Annotated in this window: 11 protein-coding genes; 6 read left to right on the forward strand and 5 right to left on the reverse strand. The window is 71.6% G+C overall.

Annotated elements, in window-relative coordinates; all coding sequences use genetic code 11:
- Nucleotides 1-159: 159 nt before the first annotated feature.
- Both AB0G56_RS41045 and AB0G56_RS41050 read right to left on the reverse strand, forming a co-directional pair.
- On the reverse strand, nt 160-579 hold the full coding sequence (locus tag AB0G56_RS41045) for a hypothetical protein (RefSeq protein ID WP_360981129.1): 420 nt from the start codon (nt 577-579) through the stop codon (nt 160-162).
- Nucleotides 580-735: 156 nt separating this feature from the next.
- Nucleotides 736-1746 (reverse strand): LacI family DNA-binding transcriptional regulator, encoded by a 1011-nt coding sequence (locus tag AB0G56_RS41050; protein ID WP_360981132.1) that lies wholly within the window; start codon nt 1744-1746, stop codon nt 736-738.
- Nucleotides 1747-2074: 328 nt separating this feature from the next.
- On the opposite strand from AB0G56_RS41050, the gene AB0G56_RS41055 reads away from it, so the two are divergent.
- Nucleotides 2075-3544, forward strand: coding sequence for a family 43 glycosylhydrolase (locus tag AB0G56_RS41055; protein ID WP_360981135.1), 1470 nt, complete (start codon nt 2075-2077; stop codon nt 3542-3544).
- Between the two features lie 143 nt (nt 3545-3687).
- Here the strand turns inward: AB0G56_RS41055 and AB0G56_RS41060 are convergent, their stop codons facing one another.
- The 3 genes from AB0G56_RS41060 to AB0G56_RS41070 form a co-directional block, all read right to left on the reverse strand.
- On the reverse strand, nt 3688-6318 hold the full coding sequence (locus tag AB0G56_RS41060) for a PA14 domain-containing protein (RefSeq protein WP_360981138.1): 2631 nt from the start codon (nt 6316-6318) through the stop codon (nt 3688-3690).
- 83 nt (nt 6319-6401) lie between these two features.
- On the reverse strand, nt 6402-8903 hold the full coding sequence (locus AB0G56_RS41065; RefSeq protein WP_360981141.1) for a beta-L-arabinofuranosidase domain-containing protein: 2502 nt from the start codon (nt 8901-8903) through the stop codon (nt 6402-6404).
- A 161-nt stretch (nt 8904-9064) separates the two neighbouring features.
- Complete coding sequence (locus AB0G56_RS41070; RefSeq protein WP_360981144.1) at nt 9065-11320, reverse strand: DUF5127 domain-containing protein; 2256 nt, start codon at nt 11318-11320, stop codon at nt 9065-9067.
- A gap of 594 nt (nt 11321-11914) precedes the next feature.
- On the opposite strand from AB0G56_RS41070, the gene AB0G56_RS41075 reads away from it, so the two are divergent.
- From AB0G56_RS41075 to AB0G56_RS41095, 5 genes are all read left to right on the forward strand, one after another.
- Nucleotides 11915-13036: an ABC transporter substrate-binding protein gene (locus AB0G56_RS41075; RefSeq protein ID WP_360981146.1), complete on the forward strand. Its 1122-nt coding sequence runs from the start codon at nt 11915-11917 to the stop codon at nt 13034-13036.
- Between the two features lie 94 nt (nt 13037-13130).
- The gene (locus tag AB0G56_RS41080) at nt 13131-14843 is read left to right on the forward strand and encodes a sugar ABC transporter ATP-binding protein (RefSeq protein ID WP_360981149.1); all 1713 of its coding nucleotides are present in this window, start codon (nt 13131-13133) and stop codon (nt 14841-14843) included.
- On the forward strand, nt 14840-15808 hold the full coding sequence (locus AB0G56_RS41085; RefSeq protein ID WP_360981152.1) for an ABC transporter permease: 969 nt from the start codon (nt 14840-14842) through the stop codon (nt 15806-15808). Before AB0G56_RS41080 ends, AB0G56_RS41085 begins: the two co-directional genes overlap by 4 nt.
- Nucleotides 15805-16821, forward strand: a complete 1017-nt coding sequence (locus AB0G56_RS41090) for an ABC transporter permease (protein ID WP_360981155.1) — start codon at nt 15805-15807, stop codon at nt 16819-16821. The genes AB0G56_RS41085 and AB0G56_RS41090 overlap by 4 nt, the downstream gene beginning before the upstream one ends.
- 47 nt (nt 16822-16868) lie before the next feature.
- Nucleotides 16869-17885 (forward strand): LacI family DNA-binding transcriptional regulator, encoded by a 1017-nt coding sequence (locus AB0G56_RS41095; RefSeq protein WP_360981158.1) that lies wholly within the window; start codon nt 16869-16871, stop codon nt 17883-17885.
- Nucleotides 17886-18175 lie beyond the last annotated feature (290 nt).

Below are 18175 nucleotides of genomic sequence, written 5' to 3' on the forward strand. Positions count from 1 at the left end.
CTGAGGTGTTTTTTTGGTTTTTGGGGCGGGTCCCGCTGGTCGCGGGGGGCTTCCGCGCGGCCGGCGCCCGGGGCCCGCCCGCACGCGGGGGGGCCCCGGCCTTCGAAGGCCGGGGCCCCACTGCGTCGCGTTCCCTCGCCGCCGCGCGGGCGGCGCGTCTCAGCGGACCGTCACCTGGAAGACGGCCGACGCCGTCTGGCCGCTGACGATGCGCAGGTCGTTCTTGCCCTTCAGGCCGAGCTTGACGCCGAGCGAGTAGGAGCCGCTGCGCGTGGTGTTCACGGAGGCGGGCAGGCTGACCCACTTGCCGTGCTGCTTCTGCTGCAGAGTCACCTTGCTGCCGGCCTTGATGCCGGTGGTGTGACCCGTGACCCGGAAGAGCTGCCAGGCACGGACCGAGGACACCGACGGCTTGGCGGTGATGGCGGCCTTGGCGGGCGCCGCCGTCTGCGTGGCGGCGGCGGGGGCCGCGGCGGCCGCCGCGGGAGTGGCCGCCATCGCGGTGCCCGCCAGGGCGAGGGAGGCCGCGCCGATGACACCGACGACGGCCGTACGCAGGGAACCCCGCTTCGAGATCATCACAGATCTGTCCCTTTCTATGCTGAGAACAGCCTTTCGCGCCAAAGGGCACCTACATGCCGATTGGCGTGGTCACTAGAAACGACGACACGGTGGCGGCAGGCGTTCATCGGGACTTTGTCCCTGTCTTGTAACAGCGCGTCCGGGGCCGCTCTTTCAGCCGCGGCCGAGGGTGCTCTCGCGGCGTGCCAGGCAGTGACCGGCGTGCATGCGGCGAGCCTCGGCGCGCGGCGCGCCGCCCAACTGCGACAGGACCGATTCCACCGCCATCCGCGCGATGGACGCCTTGTCGGGCGAGACGGAGGAGAGGGTCACGGCACCGAACCGGCCCTCCACCACGTCGTCGAAGCCGACCACCGCGACGTCCTCGGGCACCCGCAGCCCGCGCTCCGACAGCACCCGCATGGCGCCGATCGCGATGAGGTCGTTGTAGGCGAACACCGCGTCCGGCCGGTGCCCGGCCTCCAGCAGGCGTGCCATGGCCGCGGCCCCGTCGGCGTGCCCCCACCCGTCGGTGGCCGCGACCAGTCGCTCGTCGGCGACGAGCCCCGCCGCATCCAGCGCCTCTCGCCAGCCGCGCAGTCGCAGATGGGCGGGCTGGCTGCGCCCGCGGCGCGCTCCGAGGAAGGCGATGTCCCGCCGGCCGAGGGAGATCAGGTGGCCGACCGCCTCGCGGGCCGCGGCGACGTTGTCGATCGCGATGTGGTCGTAGGGCAGGTCGTACTCCCGCTCGCCGAGCAGGACCAGCGGCACCGGCTCGGTCCGCTCCCGCAGGTCCTCCGCCTCCAGCTCGATGGGGCTGAGGATGAGCCCGTCGATGACCCGCGTACGGAAACCCTGACTGACCAGGATCTCCTGGTCGCGCCGGCCGCCGGTGTGGTCGAGGAGCACCGTGTAGTCGTGTTCGGCCGCCGCGTCGATGACCTCGGCGGCCAGTTCGGCGAAGTAGGAGTTGCCCAGTTCGGGCAGGGCCAGGGCCACGATCCCGGTACGGCCCTTGCGCAGGTGCCGGGCGGTGAGGTTGGGGCGGTAGCCCAGTTCGTCGATGGACTCGCGCACCCGCGCCCGCATCGCGGGGGTGACGTGCGGATGGTCGTTGACCACGTTGGAGACGGTCTTGATGGAGACACCCGCGTGCAACGCGACGTCCTTGAGGCTCACCCGCACGACATTCCTCCCGCACCCGGGCAGGGGCCCCGGCCACCGACGGCCTCGCTCCACACCCGCGGACCGGGCCTCGGCATGCCGAAGGAGCGGCACCGTTTTCCCACGTTATACGGGTCGGGCCTCCGCAGTGGCAAGGCCCTTCCCCGGTGAAACCACCCAAGCACACACGTCCGACACCGTCTTGACGCTGTGTCAGCACCGTCCCTACGGTGGCGCCCCATCGGTGTTACATCGATGCAAAGAGGTGGAACGGGCGCAACGGGACCGGGCCCGCGGACCGACGCCCGCGGGCACCCCGCGCACGGCGATCCTCGACGAAGGAGCCCTGATGCACACGCAACTCCACGGAACACCGCCCCCCTCACGCCGCCTGCGCCTGCTCGGTGTGCTCGCCGCGCTCGGTCTGATCCTCGCCGGTACGTGTGCCGCACGCCCCGCCACCGCCGAGGCGGCCCCGCACACCGCCGCCGGTACGTTCCGCAACCCGCTCAACACCGGCCCCGACCCGTTCATGACGTACTGGAAGGGGAACTACTACCTCACCACGACCCAGGGCGGCAGCATCCGCATGTGGCGCTCGCCCTCCCTCGCCACCCTGCTCACCGCCACCCCCGTGACCGTCTGGACCGACACCGACGGCTCCCGCGACCGGGACATCTGGGCACCGGAGTTCTACCGTTTCGGCCCCCGCTGGTACCTGTACTACACCGCCGACGACGGCACGGACGACCACCACCGGATCTACGTCGCGGAGTCCGACCGGGACGACCCGGCGGGCCCCTACCACTTCAAGGCCGAGCGGGCACCGCCCAACCACGCCTCCGACTTCGCCATCGACCCCGGCATCCTCCAGCACGACGGCCGTCTCTACCTGGCCTACAGCGGCATCAACCAGTACCAGCACAACGGCATCAACATCGCGCCGCTGTCCGATCCGTACACCGTCTCGGGCGACGCCGTCGCCATCGACGCGGCGGGCGGCTGCCCTCAGGTCCGGGAAGGCCCGGAGTTCCTCTACCGCAACGGGCGCACCTGGATGACCTACTCCACCTGCGACACCGGCAAACCCGACTACCAGGTGTGGATGATGTCGCTGCCCTCCGGCGCCGACCCGCTGGTCCCCGGCAACTGGACGCAGCACCAGGGTCCGGTCTTCTCCCGCGCCGACGACCACGGCGTGTTCGGACCGGGCCACCACGCCTTCTTCCGCTCGCCCGACGGCACCCAGGACTGGATCGTCTACCACGCCAAGACCACCTCGGCCTACACCTACGGCAACCGCACCACGCGGGCGCAGCGCATCGGCTGGAACGCCGACGGCAGCCCCGCCCTCGGTGTCCCGCTCGCCATGGGCGCCACCCAGGACCTCCCCTCCGGCGACCCGGGCCCGGGAGCCTACTGGATCAACGACGACGGCCGTTCCAGCGGCGCCGGGACCGTCGGCTACACCGGTTCCTGGAACTCCGGCACCGGCTGCGCCACCCAGTGCTTCTGGGGCGACGACCACTGGAGCGCGACCGCGGGGAACACCGCCACCTTCAGCTTCACCGGCACCCGCATCGCCCTGCTGTCCGTCCGCGACACCGGCAACGGCTACGCGGCGCTCAGCGTCGACGGCGGACCCGAGCAGCGGCTGGACTACTACGGTGCCGTCCGCACCGGGGAGACGCTCCAGTTCCTCAGCCCGCCGCTGCCCTACGGACGGCACACCCTGCGGGTGCGGGTGACTGGCGAGCACGACGGGCAGTCCCAGGCCTCGTACGTCAGCGTGGACCGCGCGGAGGTCTACGTGAACTGACCCGGCACGGCCCTCCCGGACCCGGCACGGCCCTCCCGGACCCGGCACGGCCCTCCCGGACCCGGTGGGTACCGGGTCCGGGAGGGCCGTGGGGCCGGGCGGCGCGGCGGCCGGGTGCCCGGGTGCCGCGCCGGGCCGTCACGTCACCGCGTGGCCGCGCCCGCGGGCGTGCCGGCCGCGGCGCCCGCCGCGATGAGTGCCCGGTTGACGGCCCTGACCTCGTCGGGGTGGACCTTCACCACCGCCCGGTCGTAGGTGATCAGGCCGTTGAGTTCACCCTCGACGTCGCTGATCTGTGTGAACACGGAGCCGGAGAGGCCGGCGGCGGCGTTCGGGATCAGCTGCCTGGTGTTGTCCACGTACGCCTTCGTCATCTCCGCGATGTCGGTGGGGCCGTCACCGTAGTCCTGGCCGCCCGCGACGCCGGCGATGTGCCCCGGGACGGTCAGCGAGTAGCCGCCGTGCTCGCCGTCGACCGCCGCTCGGGTGGCATCGGGCGCGGGGTTCGCCGGACCGTGGTACAGGTGGTGGTCGATGACGTCGCCGCGACCCGAATCACCCTTGGAAGCACAGCAGTTGACTCCGGAGTGGGCGTCGACCAGGCGCGAGGGGTCCTGCTGCTTGACCGAGTCGGCGAGAGCTCCCGTGGACTGCTTGCTCTGCTCGCCCCAGCCCTCGTTCATCATGGTCCACATGACGACGGAGGGGCTGCTGATGTGCTGGTCCACGATCTCGTGGACCTCCTTGTCGAACTCCGCGTTGCTCGCGGCACTGGCGGAGTCGGTGTTGCGGCTGGGCATGTCCTGCCAGACCAGCAGCCCGAGCCGGTCGGCCCAGTAGTACCAGCGGGCCGGCTCCACCTTGATGTGCTTGCGCACGGTGTTGAAGCCCAGCTCCTTGTGCAGCTGGAGGTCGGACTTGAGGGCGGCGTCCGTGGGCGCCGTGTAGATGCCGTCGGGCCAGAAGCCCTGGTCGAGGGTGGCCAGGAGGAAGGTGGGCTTCCCGTTCAGCTCGATCTTGTTGACTGCGCCGACCTTGCCGACCGAGATCGACCGCATGCCGAAGTAGGAGCCGACGCTGTCGTGGGAACGGCCGTCGGAGAGGGTGACCTTCAGGTCGTAGAGGAACGGGTGGTCAGGGCTCCACAGCTTGGGGTGCGGAACGCGCAGCCGCAGCGCCGTACCGGCGGTGCCACTGACCGAACCGACGCGCCGGTGGCCGTCGTAGGCCGTGGCGGTCACCCGCGCCGTCCGCTTCGTCCCGGTGGCGGGGCGGACCGTGACCGACAGCGAGTCGTCCTCGATGTTCGGGGTGAGCACCAGCGAGTCGATGCTCTCCTCGGGAACCGGCTCCATCCACACCGTCTGCCAGATGCCCGAGGTGGGCGTGTACCAGATGCCGCTCGGGTCGCGCGACTGCTTGCCGGTCGCCTGCTGGGAGGAGTCGGTGGTGTCCTTGACCTTCAGCAGCACCGTCTGGTCGCCGTGGCGCGTGACCGCGTCGGTGACGTCGGCCGTGAACGCCTGGTAGCCGCCGGTGTGGTGGGCGACCTGCCGGCCGTTGACGTAGACCCAGGCCTCGTAGTCCACGGCGCCGAAGTTCAGGTGCAGCCGGTTGCCCGAACCGACCCGCCAGCCGGCCGGCACCTTGAAGGTGCGCTGGTACAGCGACCAGTCGTGGTGCTCGGCGACACCGGACAGCGGCGCCTCCATCGGGTAGGGCACCAGGATCTTCCCGCTGAGTCTGCCCCGGGGCAGCGGGGCGTCCTGGGCCGTCGCCTGGAACTGCCAGGTGCCGTTGAGGTTGGCCCACTGCTTGCGGGTCTGCTGCGGGCGCGGGTAGTCGGGCAGCGCGTCGGACGGCGAGACGTCCTTGGCCCACTTGGTGGCGAAGTACCAGGTGGAGTCGTTCTGCGCGACGCTGGAGAAGACGGCGAGCGGGCCGGTGGCCGTGTTCAGGCCGCCCTGGCCGTCGTAGCTGATCCGCACCTGGGACTTCATGGCCGCCGGGGTGTCCGTGGCCGCGGCGGTGAAGACCAGTCTGGAGTGGTCGGAGGGGTCCGTGGCCACGGTCGGGGACCAGCGGTGGCCGCCGGCGATCACCGAGAGGTGCCGGGTCAGGTCCGCGGGCAGCGCGTCCACCGGTCCCGGTAGCTGCACGACCGCCGTGCGGCCGGACGCCTGCACGACGCTGTGCAGGTCGAGGGGCGTGTAGTCGGCGGGCGTGTGCAGCGCGGAGTCCGGGACGGGCTGCCGGCCGATGCCGGGGCCCGACCACTCGGTCTGGATGTAGGCGCCGCCGTTGCCCTGGTTGTAGTCGAAGGACAGCCGGTGCGACCCGGCCGTCAGGGTGACCGGCTTGGACTGGGTCTGCACGTCCCAGTCGGTCGTCCAGTGGTCGATGACGCTCGCACCGTCGAGCGACATGCGGAAGCCGTTGTCACCCTTGATGTAGAACGTGTACGACCCGCCGGTGGGGACGTCCAGCGTCCCCGTCCAGTGCACGGCGACGTTCAGGGTGGAACCGGCGCAACTGCGCAGCGCCGGGAGGAGGTCCTTCACGTTCAGGGAGGGCTGGACCCCCGTGCTGCCGTACGTGGCGAAGTCCAGCGACGTGCTGTCGGAGCTGAGGTAGCAGTCGCTGCGCAGGCCCTGCGCGACGGTCGTGCCGGCTGTCTCCCCTGCCGCGTCCGCCTGCGCGGGGTAGGCCGGCGCGAGGAGCGCGCCACCGAGGAGCAGGGGAGCCACCGCCGCCAGCCGGCGGGGGAGCGTCATGCGCTGTCTTCCGGGACTCAAGGGCATTCACCTTTCATCAGGGCGTTCACCTTTCATCGGAACAGGGGAAAAGAGGCGATGGATCAGTGCCGGGCCGGAGCACCCGGCCCGGTGCGCCAGGCCAGCAGGCCGCTCGAGAAGCCCGGCCTGAGCTGCGCCGTGATGCGCAGCGCCGTGGCCGTGACGGCAGGGAAGGAGACCCGGACGAAGCGGTCGGTGGCGGTGCCGTAATCGGGCGAGCCGCCGACGGGGAGCCACCGGCCGTCCGTGGTGCGGTGCTCCAGCCGCCAGGCCTGGGGGACACGGCAGGCGCCGTGGCCCGTGTCGTTGTACCAGTACACCGACACCTCGCCGACGCGGCCGGGCTCGGTGTACGCGTACTGGATCCACTCCTCGGTGCCGGTGCGGTCCCACCAGGTGAAGCGCGCCACCGTCTGGTCGTAGGAACTCGCGGGCGTGACCGAGGCGTTCATGAGCAGGGCTTGCGGGCTGTCCACTCCGCTGAAGGACGCGGTGACCGCCGCCCACGCGTGCGCCTTGCCCGACGCGGCGGCGGTGGGGAACGAGGTGACGCGCAGCCGTGCGGCGGCGGCCGGGACCAGGGTGAGGTGTTCGACCGGTTCGGTGGTGCGGGCGGGGCTCGGCTGGAGGGGGGCCGCGACGTTCTGGTCGTCGCTCACCCAGCCGTCCAGGCGCCGTCCCCTGGCCCGCAGGAGCAGCGGAGTGCCGGTCAGGGTGAAGGGGTTGCCGGAGGCGGTGCCGGCGCGGGTGCGCTCGACGGTGAAGGACCGTGCGGGATCGTGCCGGTCCAGCTCCAGCGCGTAGTTCCACGCCGAGGCGGGGTGCACCTCGTACTCCGGCCAGGTCTCGCTGCCGCCGGAGCGCCGCCAGTCCTCCTCGATCCGCAGTGAGTAGGCGAGGGGGCCGTGGGAGACGGAGACGGAGTCCGCGTTGCCCTTCCACGTGCGTACCGTCGTGCGCATCGGCAGCCGCAACTCGATCCGGTCGCGGTCGTGCCAGCGGCGGTCGAGCACCAGGTACCCGCCGCTGCGCCGGGCGGCCACGGGCCGGCCGCCGAGCCGCACCGACGGCTGCCGGCACCACCCCGGGACACGCAGGTAGAGGGGGAAGTTCACGGCGTGCGGGGTGGACACGGTCAGGGTGACGGTGTCGTCGAAGGGGTATTCCGTACGCTCGGTCACGGTGACCGTCGTGCCGTCCCCCACCCGGGCGCGCACGGAGGACTCCCCGTACAGCGAGGCGCACAGCCCGCCGTCGGCGCTCGCCAGCCACATCTCCTCTGCGTAGTAGGGCCAGCCCATGCCGTAGTTGTGCGGGCAGCACCGGTACTGGTGGATGCCGGGCATGTACGCCTGCATGGCGAAGGAGTTGTCGAACTGGCCGTGCGACTTGGGCACGTCGTCGAGCCGGACGCTGTTGGCCGCCGTGACGTAGTGGGTGCCCTTCTGCCGGGGGTCGAAGGCGGCCGGCAGCAGGTTGAGGGCCAGCTCCTCGCAGCGGTCGGCCCACACGGTGTCGCCGGTGATCCGGGCGAGCATCTGGTGGCTGTGCATGTACTCGACGATGCCGCAGGTCTCGAAGCCCTGGCGGGGGTCGTGGTAGCCGGGGCGGGCGTTCTCGTCCGCCGCGAAACCGCCGCCGGGGAACTGCCCATAGGTGTTCATGACGGTGTCGTAGAGGCGGTGGGTGGCCGCGAGGAAGGCGGGGTCGCCGGCCAGGACACCGTACTGGGCGGGTTCGCGAAATCCCTGGGCGAGGTTGACGTTGTGCCAGGTCGGGACCGTGTGGGTGTAGTCGGCGCTGTGGGCGTGCATGGTGTGGACCAGGTCGAGCAGCCAGGCGTCGCCGGTGCGGTTGTAGAGCCAGTAGGCGGTGTCGATGGTGTCGCCGACCCGGGCCGAGCCCCAGCCCTGCCCGAAGAGCGTGCCGGGCTGGGCGTGGAGGAAGCCCAGCCAGCCGGTCAGCGCGGGCACGACGCGGTCGTCGCCGCTGAACTCGTGCCAGGTGCGCAGCGCGTCGAGGACGGGCATGTGGGGCCAGAAGTCCGGTCCGCCGTTCAGGGCCGTGCGCAGGCGGGACGGGCCGAAGAAGCCGTCGCTCTGCCGGGTGGCGAGGATGCGGTCGATCCAGGTACGGGTCAGTTCGAGTGTGCGGCTGTCCTGGGTGACGTAGCCCAGGTCGCCGAAGCCTCTGAGCCAGTAGGGGAGTTCCTCCCAGCCGTCGTTTTCCGGGACCGCCCAGCCGCTGGTCTCGCGCAGGTAGTCGGACACCTCGGGCATGCGTCCGTTGAGCCCGTCGAGCTGCAGGTCCAGCTGGGTGCGCAGCCAGCCCTTCGGGGTGATGCTGCCGGGCGGCAGCCGCAGGAACGGCTCCTGGCCGAGCGGGGCCCGGTTGGCGGTGTAGTGGGGGCCGGAGCCGGTGCGTGGACCGGTGCCGTCGGCGGGGGCCACCTGGCCGGGGGAGGACGGGGAGGACGGGGAGGCGTGCGCGGGGGCGGCGGTGCCGGTCAGCGCGACGGCGCCGGCGGCGGACAGTGAGCTGTTCAGGAACGTACGGCGTTCCATGGGATCTCCTTCAAGGTGCGAGACCGCGGCAGGGGCGAGCGAGGACCGCGGCAACGGCGTCGCCAGGACCGCGTCGGCGACCGTGCGGCGGCGCCTCACGGCTGTGCGGTGGAGCGCCGGCGACCGTGTGGCGGCGCCTCGCGGACCGTGCGGGCGGCGTGTCAGGCCTCCAGCGCGAGCAGGGCGAAGACGCCGCCGATCACCGGCCGGGCCTGGAAACCGCTCTGACGGTTCGTCACCGTGTCGTACCAGTCGGTGAAGGGCACACGGGACGCGGACGTGTGCGCGAAGGCGTGCAGAGCGTCGATCAGGTAGTCGCTGACCGGATGGTCGCGCAGCCAGGCGGCGGTCCACATCTCCCAGTCGCCCTTGGTGTAGGAGTGCCGGATGTCCAGGGGGACGCCGTACTGGTTGGCCTGGGTCAGGTACCACTCGGCTTCCCGGTCGGCGACAAAGTCCGGGACCAGGCCGAGCCCGAGCAGCGCGTCGGGGTAGCCGTTGTACTTCAGGCTCCAGGTGCCCGGCTGGTCGTAGGCCAGCTTCAGGTGCCGGCCACCGGGGTCCTGGGCCTTGCCGGCCCACTGGGAGACGTAGTCCTGCGCGACGGCACGGTAGTGCGCGCCGTCCTGCCGGTTCCCGGCCCCGGCGGCGACGCGGCTCATGGCGCCGATGGCCAGGATCCCCTTGAGGGCGAGGTTGACGCTGTGTCCGATGAACCCGGTGAAGTCGTCGGTCTGGTTCTGGTAGCCCGGGTCGAGCGCGTTGTCGACGAGGTAGTCGGCCCACTGCTTGAGGATCGTGTAGTGCCGGGTGCAGAAGGCCTTCGCCGCCGCTCCGTCCGCGCGCAAGGCGTAGGCGGCGGACATGATGAGCATGTTCGCGGATTCCTCGACGGGCATGTCCTCCTCGTTGCCGTCGTTGTGACCGGCGGCGTCGGGGTAACTCGACCCCAGGTCGTGCTCGGCGAACGTCTTGGGCCAGCCGCCGTGCTCCGCGTACTCCAGCATCGGTGCCAGGAGGGCGCCCAGGTAGGCGGGATCGGTGTAGAGGAAGGCAGGCATCGACGGGTAGGCGACGTCGATCGTGCAGACGTTGCCGTCGCTGGAGATCTCCTTCAGGAAGGCCCACGGCTCGCCGTCGCGGCTGACCAGTTCCGTGCCCGCGTAGGCCTGACGCAGTGAAAGCGCGCACAGTGCCGCGTACTTGGGGCCCTTGGCCCGGGTCGCGTCGCGTCTGATCCTGGTGTCGAGCGCTGCCGTGCGGACCTCGGCGGCGTCGTGGTCGGCGTGGAAGAAGGCCACCATCGGCTCCCAGGACGGCCAGTGCGAGCGCCACAGCGGCGGCAGCGGGCTGCCGAGGTAACGGACGGCGGGCTCGCGCACGTGGCCGAGGGACAGCACCGCGGACTGCGGCTTTCTGCCGACCGTGCCGAGGTCGAAGTGGAAGGCGAAGACGGGCCAGTGGTCGTTGATCGCCCGGGGCTGGTCCGGGTCGGCGGTGTCCGCGAGGCCGCCCTTGTCGAGCGCGGCCGCCCGTACGGTGGTGTCGGCGCCGATCTGCCAGGTCGTCCCTGTTCGCCGGGTGGCGCTGAACAGCACGCTTCCCCAGGTCGCGGTGTCCGCGTGCTCGGCGAGTTCCTTCGGCGCGTCGGGCGTGCAGCGCAGGGTCGTCACCGGCGGGTGCCCGCCAAAGGCCGTCTCCTTCTGCTCCCAGCGGATCTTCGTCGCCGAGTCCGCGTGCGCCCATTCGCCGGAGATGTCGAAGTACAGCCGGACGGCGTGCGGACGGCCGTCGCTGCTCGCGACCTGTGCCGTCACGTACGACAGCGGCATGCTCTGGCGCCGCAGGTCCGCGGGTTCGACGGGGGAGAGGAAGGTGAGGGTCAGTCGCACGCCGGCGGCTTCGAGGACGTAGCGCGAACGGGTGGCGGTCACCGTCAGGGAGCGCTGCACCATGCCGCGCAGGACGTGGCCCGGCACGTCGGGCGCGCCGAGGAAGAGGAAGGGCACGCCGTCGATCTGCGCGATGCCGGACATCGCGGTGGTGCGGCCGGTCCAGAAGGTCGGCCAGGTGCCCGCCAGGTTGTCGGCCGGCATCCACACGCTCAGGTACGGCGAACGGACCGCGAGCGGTACGGCCGGCGGGCGGACCGGGTCGAACACGGGAGTGCCGGTGCCGCCGGTCCGCGCGGCCGGAGTGCCGGCCGCTGCCCGGTCCCGCCCGGCCGGTGCACCGCCGGCTGCCTGTGCCTGTGCCTGTGTCTGTGCCTGCGCGGCCGGGGACGGCAGGAACGTCGCCGCCGCCCCGCCCAGGCCGGCCGTACCCGCCCAGCCGATGAGGCGGCGGCGGCTGACCGGGGCGCGGGACGCGCCCTCCTCGTCGCCCGTGTCGTCGGCCGGACCGAGGTGATGGCTCATCAAGTCCTCCTGGATGACCGCCTGGAAGTGCGCCGGGCGGTGAGCGGTGGATGCGAGGAAAACGATGTCCCCCGCCGCCGAGCGGCGCGCCTGCGGGAGAGCGTCCCGTCGGGGTGGGGGAGAGGTGCCCGCGGCGGCGCGACGTGCCGCGCCGCGGCGCACACGGCGGGCGGAGAGGAGCCCCGGCCTGCGGGGCGCGGCCCTCGGTGATGGCGCGTTGACAACGTTGGAAACGAAGGCAGCCAAATGACAGCACAGCCCCGACAACGGTGTCCACCCCTCACGCGTCACCTTTTGCCGCCCCCGCCGAGCCGCCCCTGACCCCGCCGGCGCAGCCGTTCCGGGCAGGGGCGTCCTGAGCGGCGCCGCAGCCCCCCGGCCGGGCCCCGACACCGCCCGGTGATCGGCCAAGGGCCCAGCGAGCAGCCTCTGCAGACGAGTTGTGAACAGCGGGTTGACAGCCGGTTTGACGTTCCCTCAATGTCTACAACGTTGAAAAGCCCGCCCGTTCGGACCGGTCGGCCGAACGGGTCACCAGACGGCTCCCTCTCCTCGTTCCGCCATCGCCTACACCGTTGAGGATGTGATCGGCGCGTGAACATCTCGTCCCAGACAAAGACCCTCACTGCCGCTGTGCTGACCGTCGGCCTGTGCCTCGCCGTCACCGGATGCACCAAGTCGGGTTCCTCCTCCGACTCCGCCGGCTCCGGGTCCTCCGCCGCCGCGAACGACAACGCGGGCGCCTCGCAGCAGGTCGCCTCCCCCTCGGCGACGGGACCGGGCTGCACGTACAAGACCTACGGCGGCGGGGTGGCCGAGCTGGACATCACCGACGGCAAGACCGTCGTCGGCTTCTCCCAGTCGGAGTCGACCAGCAACCCCTTCCGGGCCACCGAGACCAAGAGCATCGAGCAGCAGGCGAAGAAGCTGGGCGTCAAGCTCATCGAGCGCAATGCCAACGCCGACGTCAACGCCCAGAACTCGCAGATCGAGGACATGATCGCGCAGGGCGCCAAGGCCCTGATCGTCGCCCCGGAGAACTCCGACGGGCTCGGTCCGGCCCTCGCCAAGGCCAAGTCGGCGAAGATACCCGTGCTCACCATCGACCGCACGGTCGGCGGCAGCGCCTGCACGGACTTCATGGCCTTCATCGGGTCCGACTTCTACCACCAGGCACAGATCGCCGCCGACGACCTCGCCACCGCCACGAACGGCGGCGAGGCCCACGTGGCCATCCTGACCGGCACCCCCGGCAACAACGTCACCACCGACCGGACCAAGGGCTTCGAGGACCAGGTCAAGGCCAAATACCCCAAGATGAAGATCGTCGCCTCGCAGACCGGCAACTTCGCCCAGACCGACGGCCAGAAGGTCATGGAACAGCTGCTGCAGTCCCACTCCGACATCAACGCGATCTACGCGGAGAACGACGAGATGGCACTCGGGGCGATCCAGGCCGTCAGGTCCGCCGGCAAGACACCCGGCAAGGACATCAAGGTCGTCTCCATCGACGGCATCCAGCAGGCCGTCAAGAACGTCGCCTCCGGTCAGATGGTGTCGGACATCGAGACCAACCCGCGCTTCGGTCCGCTGGCCTTCCAGGCGCTCCAGGACTTCTACGGCACCACGGGTGTCCAGGCCAAGGTGATCATCAAGGACGGGCACTTCACCTCGGGCAACGCCCAGCAGGCCCTCGACCAGGGCCTCGTGTACTGAGGCCGGCGGAGCACACACCGGGGCCGCGGCAGCCGTGACCGCGGCCCGGCAGACCGGCGGCTGCCCCCGGCAGCCCGCGGGAGGAGGAGAGACGTTGGTCCAGCAGGACCCGCGGCCCCGCAGCGACTGGATCGTCGAAGTCGCCGGGGTCGACAAGAGCTTCGCCGGTGTCCGCGCCCTGCGCGGGGTGGACTTCCGGCTGCGCCCCGGTGAGGTGCACGCCCTCATCGGGGAGAACGGTGCCGGGAAGTCGACGCTGATCAAGGTGATGACCGGCGTGTACCGGCCCGACGCCGGCACGGTGCGCCTCGCGGGCGAGGACCGCGCCTTCCGCAACCCGCTGGAGGCGCAGGCAGCCGGCATCTCCACCATCTACCAGGAGGTCAACCTCGTCCCGCTGATGTCGGTGGCCCGCAACCTCTGCCTGGGCCGCGAACCCCGCCGCTTCGGACTCGTCGACGTGCGGGCCATGAACCGCACGGCCGGCGACACCCTGAAGCGGTACGGCGTCGACGTGGACGTCACCCGCCCCCTGGGCACCCTCGGGCTCGGCGCCCAGCAGATGGTGGCCCTCGCCCGGGCCGTGCAGATCGAGGCCCGCGTGGTCGTGATGGACGAGCCGACCTCGTCGCTGGAACCCCGCGAGGTCGAGACCCTGTTCTCGGTGATCCGCGACCTCAGGAGCCAGGGCATCGCCGTCGTCTACGTCAGCCACCGCCTGGACGAGCTGTACGCGATCTGCGACCGGGTCACCGTGATGCGCGACGGCGCGGTCGTGCACACCGGTGCCATGGCCGGCCTGGAACGGCTGAAACTCATCTCGCTGATGCTCGGCCGTGAGATGTCCACGGTCCGCGCCAAGGGCGCCACGGCTTTCGGTGCGGAGCACCACGACCGGCACGAGGGAACGCCCGCGCTGCGCGCGACCGACCTGACGGTGCGTCACCGGCTGCACGGCATCGGCCTGGACGTCCACCGCGGCGAAGTCGTGGGACTGGGCGGACTGCTCGGCGCCGGACGCAGCGAGACCGCCAAGGCGATCGTCGGCGCCCTGCCCACCGACGGCGGCACCGTCGAGGTGTCCGGCACGGCCCTGGCCCGGCGCAGCCCCGCCGCCGCGATCAGGGCCGGCGTGGTGATGCTCGCCGAGGACCGCAAGACGGAAGGCATCCTGCCCAACCTGTCCGTCAGGGAGAACATCTCCCTCGCGCTGCTGCCCCGCCTCGCCCGCGCCGGGGTGATCTCACCGTCCAGACAGGACGAGGTCGTCCGCTTCTTCATGGAGCGCCTGCGCATCAAGGCCTCCGGACCCGACCAGAAGGTCAGCGACCTGTCGGGCGGCAACCAGCAGAAGGTGCTCCTGGCCCGCTGGCTGTGCCTGGACCCCAAGGTGCTGCTCCTGGACGAACCGACCCGCGGCATCGACGTGGGCGCCAAGGCGGAGGTGCAGGCACTCGTCGACGAACTCGCCGAACAGGGGCTCGCGGTACTGCTGATCTCCTCCGACCTGGAGGAACTGATCGAGGGCTCGGACCGGATCGTCGTCCTCAAGGACGGCCGGGCGGTCGGCCACCTGCGGGGCGAGGACGTGAGCGAGCAGGCGGTGCTCGACACCCTGGCGTCCGCTTCCGCCGCCGCGGACGACGAGCACGCGGACGACGAGCACGCGGACGACGAGGACACGGACGACGAGCACGCGGACGACGCGGACGCGGACGCGTCGCCGGCCGCAGGCGCCGCAGGTCGGCAGAGCGCGCCCGGGCGGGCCCCGGGCCGCCCGGCCGTGACGAAGGAGGAGCCCCGATGACCCCCACCACCTGGGCCGGCCCCGTCCTGCCGGACCGCGCCCGGCTGCTGCGCATGCTCCAGGCCTACGGCGTCTACGCCGCGCTGCTCGTCCTCTTCGTCGTGGCGGCCGTCCTGGACTCGTCGTTCCTGTCCGCGGGCAACGTCCGCATCCAGCTCTTCCAGGTCGCTCCGACCCTCATGGTCGCGCTCGGCATGGCCCTCGTCATCGGCACGGAGGGCGTCGACCTGTCCGTCGGTGCCGTCATCGCCCTGGCCGCCTCGGTCGTCCCCCTCTACCTCGGCTACGGCGCACCGGTCGCGATACTCCTCGCCCTGCTGGCCGGAGCGGTCTGCGGGGCCGTCGGCGGCACGATGGTGGCCTTCGCGCGCATCCAGCCGATCGTCGCCACCCTCTCCCTCATGATCGGCCTGCGCGGCGCCGCCGAACTCGTCAACGGCAACTCGGCGAAACCGGTCACCGAGTCCGGGCTGCTCGGCCTCGGCTCGGACGGGTTCGCCGGCGTCCCGGTCATGGCGTGGATCGCCGCGGTGTGCGCGGTGCTCACCGCGCTGCTGGTCCGCCGCACCACGTTCGGGCGGCAACTGGTGGCCATCGGCGACAACCGGCAGGCGAGCAAGCTCGCCGGTCTGCCCGTACGCCGCGTGCTCGTCACCGTCTACGTGCTCTCCGGCGTCCTCGCCGCCTTCGCCGGGGCGATGATCGTCGGACACGGCGCCGAGGCCGACCCCGCCAACCAGGGCCTCAACATGGAACTCAACGCCATCACCGCCGTGGTGGTCGGCGGAACCCCGCTGACCGGTGGCCGGGTCCGCGTCCTCGGCACCGTGGCGGGCGCGCTGTTCATGCAGCTCATCACCGCCGTCCTCACCCAGCACAACGTGCACTCGTCCTACACCCAACTCGTCGAGGCCGCCATCATCTGCTGCGCGGTCTACGCCTCACAGGAGCGTGGTACACGATGAGCACCGCCGCCCCGCAACCGGCCATGCTGCCACCGCGGTCCACGCCCCGGGCGGCCCAGCCCTCCCTGCGCGAACGCGTGGCCTCCCACATCCAGCGCCGGGGCGCCCTGGCCGTGCTGGTGCTGATGGCCGCCATCGCCTCGGCGACCTCCTCCACCTTCCCGACCTGGTCCAACATCAGCAGCATCCTCGGCAACAACGCCTTCGTGTGGCTGCTGGCCCTCGGCATGACCTTCGTCATCCTCACCGGCGGCATCGACCTCTCCGTCGGCTCCCTGTACGCGCTGGGCGGGGTCGTGGCCGCGTACGGCGCGCACACCGGAGGCACCTGGCTGGCCATCGCGCTGCCGCTGGCGACCGGCGCCCTGTGGGGCACGGTCCAGGGACTGCTCGTCTCCCGGGCGCGGATGGCGCCGTTCATCGTCACCCTCGCCGGACTGCTGGGCGCGCGCGGCCTGCTGCAGGCCCTGACGGACGAAGGCGCCACGACGTACCTCGTCCCCGCCGACTCCGCCTTCCGGCACCTGGGCGAAGGCACCTGGGTGCCGGTGATCACCGTCGCCGTGCTCTTCGTCCTGGGCGCGGTCCTGCTCACCCGCACCCGCTTCGGCGCCACGGTCACCGCGATGGGCGGCAACGAGAACGCGTCCCTGCTGATGGGACTCCCCGTCGCCCGCACCAAGGTCCTCGTCTACGTCCTGTCCGCCACGCTCGCCTCGGCGGCCGGCGCGCTCGGCAGCGCGCGCCTGGGGTCGGGCGTCACCACCATCGGCGTCGGCTACGAACTCACCGCCATCGCCTCCGTGGTGATCGGCGGCACGCTCCTGACCGGTGGAAGCGGCTCCGTCGGCGGCACGGCCAGCGGCGTCCTGGTGCTGGCCGTCATCCACAACCTGATCGACCACTACTTCTCCCAGTACGGCTCCGCCTTCACCGACACCGTCAACGGCGCCTTCCTGGCCGTCGTGGTGCTGGCCCAGACACTGCTCAGCCGCGCCCGGCAGACGGACTGACCCGGCGCAGCCGGCCGGGGACGCCGCCCCTCGACAGAAGGAGCCCAGTGGGCGTCAGCCTGAAGGACGTCGCACAGCGCGCCGGGGTATCCGTCAAGACTGTGTCGAACGTCGTGAACAACTATGTCCATGTGGCGCCCCGGACCCGCGCGCGCGTCCAGCGGGCCATCGACGAACTCGGCTACCGGCCGAACCTCGTCGCCCGCCACCTGCGCAACGGCCGCACCGGCGTCATCGCACTGGCCGTGCCCGAACTGGGGAACCCGTACTTCTCCGAGGTGGCCGGCGCCGTCATCGACGCGGCCGCACTCCACGACTACACCGTCCTGCTGGACCACACCGCGGGGCTGCGCGAGAAGGAGGTCCTCGTCTGCCAGGGCTTTCGCGCCCAGATCATCGACGGTCTCATCCTCAGCCCGATCCGGATGGAGACGGAGGACCTGCTCTCCCGCACCGAGACCTCCCCCCTGGTGCTGCTCGGGGAGCGCGAGTACGACGCGCCCTTCGACCACATCGCCATCGACAACGTGGCGGCCGCACGCGCCGGCGTCCAGCACCTCCTCGACACCGGGCGCCGCCGCATCGCGTTCCTCGGGGCCAGCCACGAGAGCGCGCGGGAACCGGCCCATCTGCGACTGCGCGGGTGGCGGGAGGCGTACCGGTCGGCTGGTCTGAACCCGCCCGAGTCGCTCGTCGTCGCCACGGTCGGCTACGCCCGGCAGGACGGGGCGGTGGGCGTGGCCGCCCTGCTGGACCGCGGTGAGCGGCCCGACGCCGTGTTCGCCTTCAACGACCTGGTCGCGCTGGGCGCGATGAGGGCGCTCGCCGAACGGGGCCTGCGCGTCCCGCAGGACATCGCGGTGGTCGGCTTCGACGACATCGAGGAGGCCCGCTACGCGGCTGTGGCGCTCACCACCATCGCCCCCGACAAACAGGCCATCGCCCGGATCGCCGTCGACTGCCTCGTGGAACGCATCGCGGGCCGGACCGAGCCCATACCCCGGCGCATACTGCCCGGCTTCGAACTCGTGGTCAGGGAGTCCACCCTGGAGCGCCGCCCCTGAGCGGGCGCGCCGCGGACCGGCTCCCCGCTCGCCGGCCGGCCGCAGAGGCCGGCCGGCGTTCCCGCCCCCGTCCGCAGGTGCGCGGTTCCCTCCGCGGCGACGGTCGGCCCGCCCCGGGCCGGACTACAGGTGCGCGCCGAAAGGCCTGCCGCGGCCGACGGACGGACAAGTCGGTCGCGGCAGGCCCGGTTCGGGGCGGGGGGTGCCTCTATGTCTTTCGTCAAGCGAGGCGTGGGGTTCTGGGTTCGTAGAAGGTGCCGTCGCGGAGCATCGCGAACAGCACGTTGATC

This window comes from Streptomyces sp. NPDC021356 (assembly GCF_040641015.1).
Taxonomy (GTDB): domain Bacteria; phylum Actinomycetota; class Actinomycetes; order Streptomycetales; family Streptomycetaceae; genus Streptomyces.